Origin of the sequence: Rhizobium sp. ERR 1071, from assembly GCF_007828675.1 — a bacterium.
In the GTDB taxonomy this organism is placed as follows: Bacteria; Pseudomonadota; Alphaproteobacteria; order Rhizobiales; family Rhizobiaceae; genus Rhizobium; species Rhizobium dioscoreae.
In genome coordinates this window covers 809,900-823,277 of sequence record NZ_VITM01000001.1, presented here as the reverse complement: position 1 = coordinate 823,277, position 13,378 = coordinate 809,900, and the positions used below count along the sequence as shown (strand labels likewise).

The window sequence follows — 13,378 nt, the reverse complement described above, 5'->3', positions numbered from 1 at the left end:
AGCGCCCACACCGGGCGGCCTTCACTGCTGCCATCATAGGAGATATCACCATGGCGCAACCGACAACTGCCCGCTTCGGCAAATTCCGCGTTCTGCTTGGCAATAGCGCGACGCCGATCGTCTATACCGCTCCCTGCGGCTTTACCTCGAAAAGCCTCACTCTCACCAAGGATCTCACGGAAGTCACGCTTCCGGACTGCGATGATCCAGATGCGGTGGCGTGGATCGGCCGCGACGCGAACACTCTGTCAGCATCCGTCTCCGGCGATGGCGTTTGCGCTGCCGAGTCGGTGGAGACATGGCTTGACGCATGGGAGAACGTCGAATCCGTTCCTGTGAAGATAGAGCTGGAATTCCCGGCCAAGACGATCACGTGGACGGGTCTTATGCACGTCAACACGCTCAACCCTTCCGCCGAGCAAGGTGGCCGTGTCACCATGAGCGTTGAAATGCAGAGCGATGGTGCTCTGACGCGCGTGTCGACACCCTGATGCGGGACGCTCGTATCCCCTTGGACTGGGCAGACGGAACCTATTCGTTCCGTCTGGGCTGGGGCGAGCTGGCGGAATTGCAGGAGAAATGCGACGCCGGCCCGTATGTCATCCTCGATCGTCTGCAGACACGGCAATGGCGCATAGAGGATATTTCCAATACCATCCGTCTCGGCCTCATCGGTGGAGGCGTCGACCCGGTCAAGGCTCTCAAACTGGTCCGGAAATATGTCGAGGCCAGACCTCCCGTCGAGAACCTCATCTATGCGGTTGGTATATTGAGCGCCGGTCTGATGGGCGCTCCGGATGAACCTCCGGGGGAGCCAAAAGCGCCAAATCAGATCGAGACAGGCTCGACGACCTTCCCAACGGAAAGTTCAGATTTGGCGCAATCTACGGACTAGGCGCGGCGATCGGCTTCTCTCCACAGCAGGTCAACGCCATGTCCATGTGGCAGTTCTATGTCGCGGTAGAGGGATACGTCGCGGCTCATTGCCCCGACGACGGCAAGATGAGCGACCGGGAAGCAGATGAGCTTTTCGAATGGCTTAAATCGAAGAATTGAAATTCCTGATCATTTCGTTCGCAGGACTGGATTAGATGGCAACCACTGACATTGAGCGCCTTGTTGTGCAGCTTTCGGCTGACTTCAAGAAGTTCGAAAACGCGCTGAACCGCCAGACGAACCAGGCTAATAAGCAGTTCCGTGCGATCGAAAAGCGCGCCGTCGAGATGAATAAGAACCTTGAGAATTCGTTCTCTTCCCTGGGGACGAATGTCGCCAAGGCATTTGCGCTCATCGGTGGCGCAAAGGGTCTTCAGGAGCTGGCCGACTCCGCCATCAAGATCGAAAACGCGATGAAGGTTGCCGGTCTCTCTGGCGACAGTCTGACGAAGACGCTGGACCAGCTCTATGGCGTCGCGCTGAAGAACCATATTCCGATTGAGGCCCTGGCACAGCTCTATAGCCGCGTCTCGCTGCAGCAGAAGGAACTTGGTGCGTCCAGTCAGCAGCTGGTCGGCTTCACCGATCTCGTGGGTAAAGCTCTGCGGGTATCGGGCACCAGCGCGACGGAAGCGGCCGGCCCCATGCTGCAGTTGGCGCAGGCGCTCGGTAGCGGCACGGTGCATGCCGAAGAGTTCAATTCCATTATCGAAGGCATGCCGGCGCTCGCGCAGGCGGCAGCCAAGGGCATCAAGCAGGCGAACGGCTCGGTTGCTGAGCTGAAGAACCTCGTCAACAACGGCAAGATCTCCAGCCGTGCCCTGTTTGACGGCATCATCGCCGGAGCGTCGGATCTCGACACCAAGCTCGCCGGCACGCAGACGACGATCGGCCAGGCCTTCACCGATTTGCAGACCAGCCTCACGAAGGCTGTCGGCAAGTTCAACGAGGCTTCTGGCGCCGGCAACGCCGCGATCAGCGTCATCGAGAATGCAGTCACCCGGATAAATCAGCTGAACTTCAACCAGCTTGCCGAGAACATCCAGGCCGTCATCGCATGGCTCAACAATCTCGGCAAAGCCTACGACAACCTTCTTGCGGGGGCGTCGGCATCCGGTGGATCTTTGAATGACAAGCTGCAAAGCTTGAGCAAGTCGATCAATGGCGGAAAGCCGCTTATCGATCTGGGTCCGGCCTTTTCAAACCAGCCGATCGATATTGAGAAGCTGGGTAGGGAATATGATGAGCGTCAGAAGCATGCCGATGGCGAGCGCCTGAAGGCATTGCAGGATCAGCTCGACGCGGCGAACGAATTACAGAAGGCCATGGGCCTACCGCTGAACAATGATGCGAATGCCGAGATCCTCCGCCAGATGGACGCAATTCGCGAGAAGACGGGCGCCGCCAAGGACGAGGTGGTTTCCCTGCAGGAGGCAGCCAGATCGACCGCCGGGCCGCAAGGTCCGCCGGATCTTCGCAAGTTCCAGAAATCGGAAGGCTTCAAGGATGAGCTGCCACTCAGCCAGCCGATCGATATCACCGACAAGAAGTATGCGACCACGCCCACTAAGACGCCGAAAGAAAAGTCTGGCGGCGCCGACGCCAAGGCCTATGATCGTGAAGTTCGCCAGGTGAGAGAGCGAACTGCCGTCCTGAATGCACAGACGGAAGCTCAGTCCAAGCTCAATCCGTACATCAACGATTACGGCTATGCAGCAGAGAAAGCCGCAACGGCGCAGGAGTTGCTGTCGGCAGCCCAGCGCACAGGCAATGCCGCCGGCAAGGAATTGACGGATGTCAACCAGCTCCTGAGCGGTGATTTTTCGAAGCTGACGCCGGCCGCCAGAGCGCAGGCGGAAGCCATGCTAGCACTGGCTGAGGCCAATGGTTACGCCACGCAGAAGAGCAATCAACTCAACGACTCGCAGGACAAGCTGCGACAGAAGATGGAGGATTGGCGCGCCACCAGTAAGGATGCGTCGGAAGGCTTCATCAAGGATCTGATTAACGGCAAATCGGCCGTCGAGGCTTTGGGTGGGGCGCTGGAAAAGATCGGCGACAAACTACTCGACAGTGCTTTTGATTCGCTGTTCGGCACGTCTGGCACCAATAACTGGTTCTCGAAACTCTGGTCGTCGATCGGCCTGAAAGATGGCGGACCCGTCAAGCTGGCGGGCGGCGGTTCTGTTCGCGGACCCGGCGGTCCGCGTGACGACAAGATACCGGCCATGCTTTCGGATGGCGAGTTTGTCGTCAATGCCGCCGCCACGAAAAAGAACCGTTCGCTTCTTGAGGCCATCAATAGCGGCCATGTCCTACGCCGTGCTGACGGTGGCATGATCGGGGCGCCAAGCCTTCCGAAGCCATCCCGCATCGCCTCTCCCGCATCATCTCAGGCGGGTTCATCTTTCACCTATGCGCCCGTCATCGATGCACGCGGCGCTGATGCTGCTGCGGTTGCGCGGCTAGAGCAAGCGCAGATCCGCCTCAATCGGGATTTTGAGGCGCGGACAATCAAGACGATCCGGGCTGCCAACAAGGCTGGCGTAAAACTGGGGAAGTTTAAGACGTGACTATTACGTTTCCTGTCGATTTCCTCTCCGACTTTCCCGGCTGGTCAACGGAATTCGATCTGCTCTACCGCCAAGAGCAGAGCCGCAGTGCCAACGGTAAGAGCTATGCGAAGGATCTCGGTTCGCCGCTCTGGAAGGCGACATATCAGTCGCGCAGTCTATGGCCGAATGAGCTGGACTATTGGCTCGCGCGCCTGAAGGCCCTAGAGAACGGTCTCCAGACCTTCAAGGCGTGGCGGTTGAGCCGGACCTATCCCATTGCCTATCCGCGCGGATCATGGCCGACCGGCGGGGCTTTCTCGGGCTCAGGTCAAGTGAATTCCATCACTGGCAAAGCCATTTCTCTCAAGGGGCTTCCGCCTGGCTATGTCGTCAGTGTCGGCGACTTCGTGCAGGTCGGCGCGAGCGATCTCTACCAGGCGCTGGAGATGGCAACCGCGAATGGCGCCGGCGTCACCGGATCATTCGAGGTTCGCACCTTTGTGTGGCCGACATCCCTGGTCAACGCGGCAGCCAAGCTCGTGAAGCCATCCTGTATCATGACGCTGGTTCCGGACAGCCTATCCGCGCCCGCAAACACTTCCGACGGTCGTGGCACTATCACGTTCCAAGCAATCGAGGCCCGTTAATGCGAGCTATATCAGTAGAGAACAACGCGGCGCTGCAGGCGCGTCGGCTGGTGGCGCGCGACTTCCTCTGGCTTAAAGTCCGGACGCTCGATACTGGACTGCCGTTTGAATATGGCTTCTGGAATGATGTCGGGAATGTTTCGGCGCAGGTGCTGGACCCAAACACCGGCGTCGCCGTCTCGCGCAATTTTGAGGGTAGCGGCACTTTGATTTCGGTTGCCGATATTCCGCTGACTTCCGATCTGGCCGCACAGAGCGTCAGCATTGCCATGTCACAGATCGATGAAGGCGTCGCCAATATCGTTCGCGGCTATGAGTTGAAGCAGGCTGGCGTCGAGATCTATCGCGGCATGTTCGACCCCGATACCCGCCAGATGGTGGCGCCTGCATTTTCCCGCTTCATCGGCTTCGTCGATGAAGCCACCATCACGACGCCAAAGGAAGGTGAGGCGGGAAGCCTCGAGCTTACCTGCGTCTCTCACGCGCAAGAGCTTGGCCGCAGCAATCCGGATACACGTTCGCACGATAGCCAGGTGTTGAGATCCGCGACGGACAATTTCTATCAGGATACGACTACGGTCGGAGACTGGCAGTTCTTCTGGGGGCGCAAATCCGGCAAGGTTGAGACCTCGGCTGCGCAGCGCATATCCGCGAACATCAAGGCGGCCAATCGATGATCCGCACGGCGATTTCAAGCGACAAGGCGCGCGTGCTGGTTATGGCGAAAGCCTTCCATGCAGTATCGGGCGCACCGTTTGCGTTTTCTGCTGCTGCGGCTTCCGTCTTGTTCGATGCGGCGCTGAGCGACAGCAATCGCCTATGCCTGATCTATGAGGGTGAAGGTATCGCGCGCGGCGTTCTCGCAGCCGTGGCTGCGCCTCACCATCTGGCGCCGGTCAAAGTTGCTTCGGAGATCATCTGGTGGATCGATCTGGATTGGCGCGGCCGGGCAGCAACGAAAATGCTCGCCGCCTATGAGCAGTGGGCGGCCGAATGCGGATGCCAATATGTCAGCATGGTCGGCCTTGGTGTCGATCCTGTCGTTTCCAAGCTTTACGAGCGTCGCGGCTATCAGGCTGTAGAGCGCCATTTCATGATGCCTCTTTAAAGAGACCTCCCTTTCATGGCTGTATTTACAACTGCTTTCGTCGCGGGCGCCCTTGGCGTTGCCGAAACGTCGCTTGCCGCGACCGTGTCGGCCTTCGCGCTCAATGCGGCTGTCGGCATCGGCGTCAGCATGCTGGCGAAGGAACTGCAGAAGCCGAAGTCCGCGGGACAGCAGACGAACGGCGTCAATGGCACGCTGCAGGCCGGCGGCGATGTTGCCCGCTCGTTTGTCTTGGGTCGCCGCACGACGGCCGGCTCGCTGGTCTACGCGAACACTTGGGGCAAAGCCGGCAAGACGCCGAATGCCTATTTCACGCAGGTCATTGCGCTCTCGGACATGCCGATCAGGACGATATCGGCTTTCTGGGTCAACGGAGATCCCGTCACTGTCGACACCAGCGACACGAGCTATGGGGATTGGGGCTATCCGGTAACGCAGTTTAACACCGGCAATAATAACCATATGTGGATCAAGTTCTACGACGGCACACAGACCGTCGCTGATCCCTTCCTGGTCAACACAGTTTCGAGCGCTGACCGGCCATATCAGAATACCCGTGTCGGAACCGGCGTCGCCTACGCGATCGTCACATCGCAGGCCAACGACGAGCTGTTTAGCGGCTTCCCTACCTTCCGCTTCGAAGTCCAGGGCGCGCCGCTCTATGACGTGACGAAGGATAGCACGGCGGGCGGCGCCGGGCCTCAGCGGTGGAACAATCCCTCCACTTGGGGCGGTGACGGCGACGATCTTCCCGTCGTGCAGATCTACAATATCCTGCGCGGCATCACCTATGGCGGCAAATGGCTCTACGGACTTCAGAGCCTAACGGCGCCACGCCTGCCTGCGGCCGACTGGATTATGCAGGTCAATAAGTGTCGTGCCGCCATTGACGGCCCGAGCGGCCCGGAAGCGACTTATCTGACCGGCATTGAGATTTCCGTCGATACGGACATCAGCGCGACGGTCGAAAGCCTTCTCACCGGGTGTCAGGGCAAGCTCATCGAGACCGGGGGCTTCTACAAGACCCGCGTTGGCGAGCCGGGCGCTCCGGTCTACGCCTTCTCTGATGGCGACATTCTGTCGACGGAAGAGCAGTCGTTCACGCCATTCTTCGGCCTCGCGGATACGGTCAATGGCGTTTCCGCGACCTATCCGGAGCCCAATGAGGCATGGAACACAAAGACCGCGCCGCCGCTCTATAACGCCACGTTCGAGGCGCAGGACGGCAATCGCCGCCTGATGACTAGCGTCGACCTGAACATGGTATATCGCTCATCGCAGGTGCAGCGGATCATGCTCTCGGCACTCAACGAGGCGCGGCGTGCCCGGCGCCATACATTCATGCTGCCGCCGCAGGCTTGGGTGCTTGAGCCCGGCGATATCGTCAGCTTCACCTCGAACCGTAATGGCTATGACGCGAAACTGTTTCGGGTGGACGGCATTGCCGATCACGCTAATCTGGACGTCACGCTCGATCTGACTGAGGTCGATCCCAGTGATTATGATTGGGATCAGGACCACGACTATAAGCCTCCGGTATTTGCGCCGCTTGGACCGGTCATGCCTCCGGCTCAGCCAATGTACGGCTGGACTGTTGAGCCTGCGACGATCAACGACAGCGCCGGCGTGCCGTGGCGGCCTTCTATCAAAGTCAGTTGCGCGCCCGATCAGACAGACGTTGACAAGGTTTGGGTGCAGGTCCGGCTCGCCGCCACAGGCGACATCGTATTCGACAGTGATTCCACCCGATATGCTGCGCCCTATAGCTGGGTTTTAAACGCTAACTTTAAGGGAAGTACGAACTATGAGGCGCGCGGTCGGTTCATTCCGTCAGGAAGCCGGATAACAGATTGGTCTGCGTGGTTGCCGGTGACGACGCCGAATGTAGTCGTCACGGACCTGATCGTTGATCTGCAGCATGTGAAGAACGACATTCTCGACCGTTTCAAGGGCCTGCAGCAGGAGCTTCAGGACCAGCGACCGCTGCTAGAGCAGCTGATGATCAACACTCAGTTGTCGGACGCTGTGCTGAATGAGGCCAATCGTAGCCTCGTGGCATCGGTCGGGGAAAGTAATGCGACATTCACCGAGAATATCAAAGTCGCGGCCGATGCGGCCAACGCTGCTGCGAGCCAGGTTACAACCCTTACGGCAACCGTTTCTGACAATAAAGCGTCTGCCGACAGCCAGATCGCCGTCGTCTCCGGAGTCGCCAGCGCAGCCGCAGCGCAGGCGACATCGCTCTCTGCGACGGTGGGGGATCTCTCGGCTCAAGGCTTGGTCAAATTCTCGGTTGCGGCCAATCAGACAGGCGTTGATGCGCGCTTTTCGATCGCGCTGCGGGCGTCGGCCGGCTCAAGTTATATCGAGAGCGGCATGTTTCTCGAAATCTATACGACCGGTGGCGTGCAAAAGTCGCGCTTCTCCGTTCTTGCCAATCAGTTCAGTGTCCTGAACCCGGACAATCTCGGTCAGTCCTTCCTGCCCGTGGTGGTCGAGGGCGGCGTGCTGAAGGCGCAGTTTGCAAATATCGGGACCGTGACCGCCGGCCTCATCAATGGCGGCCCGGGTGCGAAAATGGTGATCGACATCACCAATGGCTCAATCACCGTTTCGGACTAGGGAGGGTTCATGGTTCTTCGCGCCATCATACAGCCTGCCAGGATCGTGGTTTCGCGGCCGGGAGTTCCCGCGTCCCTGTCAATGGCGGACAAGGACAAGATCTTTGACTCAGATTGGAACTGGTCAGGCATCCTGCTTGAGGCCAAGACCGCCACCGACCCTGGCGGTGGAGATTGGAACGTGATGTTCAACCGCGACTATGGCTACGCGCCGTGCGTGATTGCTCGCATGCTAGCGGCGAGTAGTGTAGCGACGCCGTGGAGCGGACCCAGCGTGCAATCGCCGATGCAGCAGGCCGGCAACAATCAGGTCTGCCCGATCATCTACAGCAATCGTATCGTGTTCCCACGCAATTTCTCTGGCGGCGGCACGATGAACTATGGGACAATCGAATACGAAGTCTATGGTGTCGACTGATGGCGAAGCGGATCAGGATCGGCAACAATCCGGCGGTTGGTGACAGCGGGATATTCATCAGCAAGCCCGGAAGAGACATAGACGACACGAGCACAAATTACCTGCTCGACAGCCGATTTCGCACACTGATGTTACACGCCAACGGCCAGGTCGGTATGACCAGCACGGCTGCCATAACCGGGAAAACGATCTGGTATGCTGAAGTCAATTTTCCCGACCTCGGATATCGCCCGGTCTTCTTCGGCAACATTAAATATGACAGCGCCAATCCGTCGAATATTCCGGTTAACAGTTCCGGCGTGCCGATCTCGCTTTGCGGAACCTATGGGCAGGTTGGCTCAGGTGGGCAAATATTCACGGAAAGCGGCGTCTGGCTCGTCAACAATACGACGCTGAGAGCGCGGGCGGTCATGAATGTCGGCGGCTCGGCTGGCAGCATGACCCTCACTTGGATGGTCTTCAAGAACAGGTTTGGCGAGTAATGACCCGTCGCGTTTACATTGGAAACAGCGCCGGAAGCTTTATATTCCGCGCCAGCCAGCCCGGCGTCGATGTTCTGGACGGCGATATCTCTCGCATGTCGATCTACGAAGGTCAGGTGCCAATGGTGCCCAAGGCATTCGGCGAGGTCGATGTGCCTTACAACATCTCGCTGACGGCGACGGTGACCGTGAACATCCCCTCGCAGGTGTTCAGCTATCCGCCGTTCATTCTCATCAAGTCAACAGACGGGATCTTGCCCGGGACCGACACCATCGGAGGCTGGTTCGTGGCGGGGACGACGCCGCGACTGCAGCTCTATAACCGCGCCAAGCCGGCGGTCACGCGCCGCATCCGCTGGTGGGCCTTCGCCGAACTATAGGAACGCACAATGACCGTACCTTACACAGCAGGCACGATTACGCTCAACAACGGCTCTGCCGTGGTAACGGGCGTGGGCACGGGATGGCAGACCGCACTGATAGCTGGCGGCATAGTTTACGCTGAAGCTGCCAATGGCAATGCCATGCCGATCCTGACAGTTGACAGCGACACGCAGATCACGGCGGCGACGAAATGGAAGGGGGCGTCCGGCACCTATTCCTATGCTCTCGTCGTCGACACCGCCTATGATCGCCAGGTGCTCGCCAACGCGACGGCGCTGGCGCAGATCCTGCAGGGGCTGCAAAAGCCATCGATCTCCGCGCTATCCGCGTTAACCCCGGCCATCGACAAACTTCCCTATTTCACAGGGGGGAATACAGCCGCGTTGACCGGCCTTACCGCCACGGGCCGGGATATTATAGATAGCGCTAATGTGTCAGAGGCCCAGTCAGCTCTTGGCATCTCGACCTTCATTAAAGGCCTGCTGGATGATGCGGACGCCGTAGCCGCGAGATTAACGCTCAAAGTCACATGGGAGACGATTATAAATCAGGCCGTTTCCGGCGTTTCCGTAGTGGATCTCACAAATCTCGGCACGTACGAGCTGATCAAGATCTCCGGCGCGCTCGATGTCTCGTCGAATAGTGCGATTACCGCCGTTTTTAGCTCTGACAACGGAGCCTCGTTCGGAAATGTCTACGGCGAGATGTACACATCAGCCGTTGGAACAACGCTCGCAAATCAGTACTTCGCTTCGGCCCCGGGTGCGAACATTACTCCAACAGCAGACGCCGGCGCCGGTAATGGTGGCGCCTTTGAAATGATTATCTTTAATTTCAACAAGGCCAACCGCGCGAAGTTCACATGCCGGGCGCAGATTATTCAGAGCGGCCAGTTTCTCTATGCGCAATACAACGGATACCAGCCCACTACCGCAGCTCGGAACGCGCTGCGCATTTTATGCAATGCCGGCACGATGTCAGGTTCCATCAAAGTTGAGGGGATTCGTGGATGATCAGGATCTTGAACGGCCAAGAAGTCGAAATGTCTGCCGAGGAGATTGCCGCACTCACACGGATGCAGTCCGCGCAATCGGCGGTTCCTTCGCCGGAATTGGTGTCTGCTCGGCAGTTCAAATTGCAGCTTCTCGCTCAAGATCTGCTCGATGAAGTCGAGGCATGGGTCGCGTCGCAGCCGCGAGCGATCCAGATCGCCTTTGAGTATTCCGGTTCGTTCGTGAAGTCCGAACCGATGATGCAGGAAGGTTTCACAGCTATGGGTTTCACTTCCGAGCAGATCGACGACTTTTTTGCTGCGGCGTCACGCTTGTGAAGGGACTGTCTGCGGGGCGGGCCTACCGGATTTGAAACGCTTGCGTAATCCGAGGCATGGCTTTTCAATGAGATGCCATGAGAAAATCGCAAACCCGGTTGCAATGGCGAGACTTCCAGAGAAATTAAGCAGAAAGCCTGCGGTGTTATGTATGTTCAGGAGCTTGTTCAAAATCTGCTGGATGGGGAAGCAGTAGATATACAGCCCATAGGAATAGTCGCCCTTCGGGGCGTAGCGCTCCAGATCAGTGCAGCCAATATAGATCGTGAGGTAAATCGCGGCGGCACACATCAAAATGGTGGCCGGCAGGTGACTGAGCACAGAGACAGCGTCTCCGAGCGATCCCAAAAGCACCAGGGCTGTAAGAGAGAGCAATGACACGATTTTGCTGTAGGCGATCCTGTGCCGTAAGCCGTAGGCGGCGACACCGAACAAAAAGCAGGGCAGCAATTTGTCGCCCCTGATGTTGTCAAAAAACCATAGGTGATTTGATTGCCGCAGAACTTCTGAGAAGCGCACAAGCCCAAACCACTCTATAGCGTTCGGCAACGCGAGCAGCGCGATCCCGATGAGGATAAGGGCAATGGGCCGTGAATTCAGTCTTGAGAATATTAGAGCGCCCATCGCCACATAGCAGGCGAGCTCGATTGGGACGGTCCAAATCACCCCATTGACGATCTCGGGGTAAGGCGGAAGAAACGTCACGCCGGGAAGCGTGTAGACCACGGCGCCCCACATATTCTGAAAATACCGGAAAAAGCCAGGGTCCTGGAAATAGTCGGATAGCGCAAGCGCCGTCACCATCGGCCCGATCAAAACTGCCGAGATGACGGTTTCTACGGCCAGCGCTGGAAAAATTCTCAAGGCTCGGCTGAGGAAAAAATGCCCGATGCTTAGGCGCTGAGCGCTCCCTGCGATCAGGAAGCCGCTCAACCCGAAGAACATCGGCAGAAGAGCGTAATTGGAAATCCAAAAGTAGCGATATTCGAAAGATGCTCTGTCGCCCTGAGAAACAACAAAACTATGCCAGGCTATTATTGTGACGGCCAGTGCGATGCGCAGGAAACCGAATCCTTTACCCATCCCCTTATTTTCGTCAAGTATCTGACCGACCGTCCGCATAGACCTCTCGCTGGTGGCGCCCTAACAGCTGGCCGACATATACATCGGCGTTACTTGCAACGCGTACTTTCTAACGGCTTCAACAGCAAGACTTAAAATATTCGGTCACCCGAAATCTTCTCGGCGGACTGATCCACCCATCTCTCAGGACATCATATGAAACCGAAACTCGTCCCCAACGCGGGCCGGGTGCTTCGCCATGCGTGGAGCATCCGGCTCATCATTGTGGCTGGCATCCTGTCCGGCTGCGAAGTCGCCCTCCCGATCATCGATCAGTTCGTCTCCATTCCGCGCGGCACGTTTGCGGCGCTGACGGGCCTCGTCACCTGCGGCGCGCTGATCTCGCGCCTCGTCGCTCAAGAAAATCTGAAAGGAAATGATCATGGCGAGTAAACGCTCAAAAGCTGCCGTGGCCGCCGGCATTGCAATGGCCGTCACGACATTGGCCGCTCCGGCAGAGGGCTACTATGGCTATGTCTATAAAGACCCGATCGGCGTCCTCACATATTGCTACGGTGAAACGCAGAACGCGCAGGACATGAAGGGTCGCACCTTTAGCCAGCAAGAATGCTTGGATCTGCTCAAGAAGCGGATGGCGCATTACCAGCAGGGTAACGCAGCCTGCGTGAAGGGCTATGACGACCTCTCGCCCTATGTCCAGATGGCGTTCAACGACTTCAGCTACAATCTGGGGAATGGGACGTTCTGCGGGCCTATTGCCAGCCTCCTGAACGCAGGCAAGGTGAAGGAAGCCTGCCAGCGTCTCACGCTCTACAACAAGGCCCGCAAGAACGGCGTGCTCGTCGAGCTGCCCGGGCTGACGAAGCGGCGCGCCCTTGAGCAGATGTATTGCCTCAAAGGAGCCGTGTGATGTTCGGCTTTGGGATCTTCGACTACCTCAAGATAGGCGCTGGCCTGATCGTCGGTGCTACGCTCGTCTTTTACCCGGCGCGATGGATCGGCCAGGGCGAAGGCAAACAGATGGCCGCAACGGCTGCTCTCACAAAATCCGTGACGCTTCTCCGCGAAAGGAACGTGGTCAATGATCAGGTCTCTACTTCTGATGCTGCCTCTTTGTGCGCTGATTTCGGGCTGTCAGACGCCGACGCCGCAGAATGCGTGCGACGGATGGCAGAAACTAACACCCAGCCTGGCAACGTCGGTAACGATCCTTCAAACGGATCGGCCGTTTGCAAACCAGGTCGCGGCCCACAATAGGTTCGGACAGCAGCAAAAGTGCTGGTGATGTCGGCGCGCGTGAGCCTCATCCTCTTCGCTCTGTCGACAGGCGCGTTCCTTTGCGTGATCGCGCCCGGCCTGATCTCCCTCCTGCAGTGAAAGACCGAATTGTATGCCGACGCAAAGCGATCTGCTGCACGAAATCATGCGCACCCTCGGCCGTATGGAAGAGGGCCTTGATCGGATCAGGGAAGATTTTCAGGAAGAGAAGGAAAACGCCCATGAGAGCCGCGCTGTCATCCACCGACGCCTCGATGATCATGCGAAGCAGATGGCGAAGACTGATGAGACGATCGCCATCGCGGGACAGGTTGATGCACAGATCCGAAATGAGGTAATCGCGCTCAAGGAAACCGTCGCCAAAAATCACAAGGAAGTCGAGCCTGCTCTTTCGGAATGGCGTCGCATCAAGCTTCTCGGAACCGGAGTCGGTGGACTTCTTGTATTGTTCGGGATTTCTGTCGGGTCGGTCATTGTTTGGGCGAGCGACACGGCTTCAGCGATCGTTCGGCACTGGCTGAAGCTTTGAGAGCATC

The 13,378-nt window shown here is 58.0% G+C and carries 18 protein-coding genes; 17 read left to right on the top strand and 1 reads right to left on the bottom strand.

The window, feature by feature from the left end:
- Positions 1 to 50: 50 nt before the first annotated feature.
- From FBZ99_RS04110 to FBZ99_RS04055, 13 genes are read left to right on the top strand one after another with little or no spacing between them, the layout of a single operon-like run.
- Entirely contained in the window at positions 51 to 491 is a 441-nt protein-coding gene (locus FBZ99_RS04110; RefSeq protein WP_145631541.1) for a phage tail tube protein, read from the top strand.
- The gene (locus tag FBZ99_RS04105; protein ID WP_246661066.1) at positions 491 to 895 is read left to right on the top strand and encodes a gene transfer agent family protein; all 405 of its coding nucleotides are present in this window, start codon (positions 491 to 493) and stop codon (positions 893 to 895) included. The genes FBZ99_RS04110 and FBZ99_RS04105 overlap by 1 nt, the downstream gene beginning before the upstream one ends.
- Positions 896 to 933: 38 nt before the next feature.
- Complete coding sequence (locus FBZ99_RS33760; protein ID WP_281408377.1) at positions 934 to 1,056, top strand: hypothetical protein; 123 nt, start codon at positions 934 to 936, stop codon at positions 1,054 to 1,056.
- A gap of 35 nt (positions 1,057 to 1,091) precedes the next feature.
- Positions 1,092 to 3,509 carry a tape measure protein gene (locus FBZ99_RS04100; RefSeq protein ID WP_246661065.1) on the top strand — a complete coding sequence of 806 codons (2,418 nt, stop codon included), beginning with the start codon at positions 1,092 to 1,094 and terminating at the stop codon, positions 3,507 to 3,509.
- Positions 3,506 to 4,138, top strand: coding sequence for a hypothetical protein (locus FBZ99_RS04095; RefSeq protein ID WP_145631535.1), 633 nt, complete (start codon positions 3,506 to 3,508; stop codon positions 4,136 to 4,138). The genes FBZ99_RS04100 and FBZ99_RS04095 overlap by 4 nt, the downstream gene beginning before the upstream one ends.
- Positions 4,138 to 4,815 carry a hypothetical protein gene (locus tag FBZ99_RS04090; RefSeq protein ID WP_145631532.1) on the top strand — a complete coding sequence of 226 codons (678 nt, stop codon included), beginning with the start codon at positions 4,138 to 4,140 and terminating at the stop codon, positions 4,813 to 4,815. The genes FBZ99_RS04095 and FBZ99_RS04090 overlap by 1 nt, the downstream gene beginning before the upstream one ends.
- Entirely contained in the window at positions 4,812 to 5,246 is a 435-nt protein-coding gene (locus FBZ99_RS04085; RefSeq protein WP_145631529.1) for a GNAT family N-acetyltransferase, read from the top strand. The genes FBZ99_RS04090 and FBZ99_RS04085 overlap by 4 nt, the downstream gene beginning before the upstream one ends.
- A 15-nt stretch (positions 5,247 to 5,261) precedes the next feature.
- Positions 5,262 to 7,868, top strand: coding sequence for a phage tail protein (locus FBZ99_RS04080; RefSeq protein WP_145631526.1), 2,607 nt, complete (start codon positions 5,262 to 5,264; stop codon positions 7,866 to 7,868).
- A gap of 9 nt (positions 7,869 to 7,877) precedes the next feature.
- Positions 7,878 to 8,285 (top strand): hypothetical protein, encoded by a 408-nt coding sequence (locus FBZ99_RS04075; RefSeq protein WP_145631524.1) that lies wholly within the window; start codon positions 7,878 to 7,880, stop codon positions 8,283 to 8,285.
- Entirely contained in the window at positions 8,285 to 8,767 is a 483-nt protein-coding gene (locus tag FBZ99_RS04070) for a hypothetical protein (protein ID WP_145631521.1), read from the top strand. Before FBZ99_RS04075 ends, FBZ99_RS04070 begins: the two co-directional genes overlap by 1 nt.
- Positions 8,767 to 9,147: a hypothetical protein gene (locus FBZ99_RS04065; RefSeq protein ID WP_145631518.1), complete on the top strand. Its 381-nt coding sequence runs from the start codon at positions 8,767 to 8,769 to the stop codon at positions 9,145 to 9,147. The genes FBZ99_RS04070 and FBZ99_RS04065 overlap by 1 nt, the downstream gene beginning before the upstream one ends.
- 9 nt (positions 9,148 to 9,156) lie before the next feature.
- Positions 9,157 to 10,164: a hypothetical protein gene (locus tag FBZ99_RS04060; RefSeq protein WP_145631515.1), complete on the top strand. Its 1,008-nt coding sequence runs from the start codon at positions 9,157 to 9,159 to the stop codon at positions 10,162 to 10,164.
- Positions 10,161 to 10,481: a hypothetical protein gene (locus tag FBZ99_RS04055; RefSeq protein ID WP_246661064.1), complete on the top strand. Its 321-nt coding sequence runs from the start codon at positions 10,161 to 10,163 to the stop codon at positions 10,479 to 10,481. Before FBZ99_RS04060 ends, FBZ99_RS04055 begins: the two co-directional genes overlap by 4 nt.
- Here the strand turns inward: FBZ99_RS04055 and FBZ99_RS04050 are convergent.
- Positions 10,470 to 11,603, bottom strand: coding sequence for an acyltransferase family protein (locus FBZ99_RS04050; RefSeq protein ID WP_145631512.1), 1,134 nt, complete (start codon positions 11,601 to 11,603; stop codon positions 10,470 to 10,472). The genes FBZ99_RS04055 and FBZ99_RS04050 overlap by 12 nt on opposite strands.
- Positions 11,604 to 11,759: 156 nt before the next feature.
- Between FBZ99_RS04050 and FBZ99_RS04045 the strand changes: the two genes are divergently transcribed.
- The 4 genes from FBZ99_RS04045 to FBZ99_RS04030 all read left to right on the top strand — a co-directional run bounded on the left by FBZ99_RS04045 (position 11,760) and on the right by FBZ99_RS04030 (position 13,371).
- The gene (locus FBZ99_RS04045; protein ID WP_145631509.1) at positions 11,760 to 11,996 is read left to right on the top strand and encodes a DUF7940 domain-containing protein; all 237 of its coding nucleotides are present in this window, start codon (positions 11,760 to 11,762) and stop codon (positions 11,994 to 11,996) included.
- Positions 11,986 to 12,474 (top strand): glycoside hydrolase family protein, encoded by a 489-nt coding sequence (locus FBZ99_RS04040; protein WP_186450281.1) that lies wholly within the window; start codon positions 11,986 to 11,988, stop codon positions 12,472 to 12,474. The genes FBZ99_RS04045 and FBZ99_RS04040 overlap by 11 nt, the downstream gene beginning before the upstream one ends.
- On the top strand, positions 12,474 to 12,821 hold the full coding sequence (locus FBZ99_RS33025; RefSeq protein WP_186450280.1) for a hypothetical protein: 348 nt from the start codon (positions 12,474 to 12,476) through the stop codon (positions 12,819 to 12,821). Before FBZ99_RS04040 ends, FBZ99_RS33025 begins: the two co-directional genes overlap by 1 nt.
- A 133-nt stretch (positions 12,822 to 12,954) precedes the next feature.
- Positions 12,955 to 13,371 carry a DUF1515 domain-containing protein gene (locus tag FBZ99_RS04030; RefSeq protein ID WP_145631499.1) on the top strand — a complete coding sequence of 139 codons (417 nt, stop codon included), beginning with the start codon at positions 12,955 to 12,957 and terminating at the stop codon, positions 13,369 to 13,371.
- Positions 13,372 to 13,378: the final 7 nt, after the last annotated feature.

Coding starts and splice junctions, on each gene's coding strand:
- FBZ99_RS04070 (WP_145631521.1), top strand. CDS start 8,285: ATGGCGAAGCGGATCAGGATCGGCAACAATCCGGCGGTTGGTGACAGC.
- FBZ99_RS04100 (WP_246661065.1), top strand. CDS start 1,092: ATGGCAACCACTGACATTGAGCGCCTTGTTGTGCAGCTTTCGGCTGAC.
- FBZ99_RS04040 (WP_186450281.1), top strand. CDS start 11,986: ATGGCGAGTAAACGCTCAAAAGCTGCCGTGGCCGCCGGCATTGCAATG.
- FBZ99_RS04050 (WP_145631512.1), bottom strand. CDS start 11,603: ATGCGGACGGTCGGTCAGATACTTGACGAAAATAAGGGGATGGGTAAA.
- FBZ99_RS04060 (WP_145631515.1), top strand. CDS start 9,157: ATGACCGTACCTTACACAGCAGGCACGATTACGCTCAACAACGGCTCT.
- FBZ99_RS04080 (WP_145631526.1), top strand. CDS start 5,262: ATGGCTGTATTTACAACTGCTTTCGTCGCGGGCGCCCTTGGCGTTGCC.
- FBZ99_RS04045 (WP_145631509.1), top strand. CDS start 11,760: ATGAAACCGAAACTCGTCCCCAACGCGGGCCGGGTGCTTCGCCATGCG.
- FBZ99_RS04085 (WP_145631529.1), top strand. CDS start 4,812: ATGATCCGCACGGCGATTTCAAGCGACAAGGCGCGCGTGCTGGTTATG.
- FBZ99_RS04110 (WP_145631541.1), top strand. CDS start 51: ATGGCGCAACCGACAACTGCCCGCTTCGGCAAATTCCGCGTTCTGCTT.
- FBZ99_RS04030 (WP_145631499.1), top strand. CDS start 12,955: ATGCCGACGCAAAGCGATCTGCTGCACGAAATCATGCGCACCCTCGGC.
- FBZ99_RS04065 (WP_145631518.1), top strand. CDS start 8,767: ATGACCCGTCGCGTTTACATTGGAAACAGCGCCGGAAGCTTTATATTC.
- FBZ99_RS33760 (WP_281408377.1), top strand. CDS start 934: ATGTCCATGTGGCAGTTCTATGTCGCGGTAGAGGGATACGTCGCGGCT.
- FBZ99_RS04075 (WP_145631524.1), top strand. CDS start 7,878: ATGGTTCTTCGCGCCATCATACAGCCTGCCAGGATCGTGGTTTCGCGG.
- FBZ99_RS04105 (WP_246661066.1), top strand. CDS start 491: ATGCGGGACGCTCGTATCCCCTTGGACTGGGCAGACGGAACCTATTCG.
- FBZ99_RS33025 (WP_186450280.1), top strand. CDS start 12,474: ATGTTCGGCTTTGGGATCTTCGACTACCTCAAGATAGGCGCTGGCCTG.
- FBZ99_RS04055 (WP_246661064.1), top strand. CDS start 10,161: ATGATCAGGATCTTGAACGGCCAAGAAGTCGAAATGTCTGCCGAGGAG.
- FBZ99_RS04090 (WP_145631532.1), top strand. CDS start 4,138: ATGCGAGCTATATCAGTAGAGAACAACGCGGCGCTGCAGGCGCGTCGG.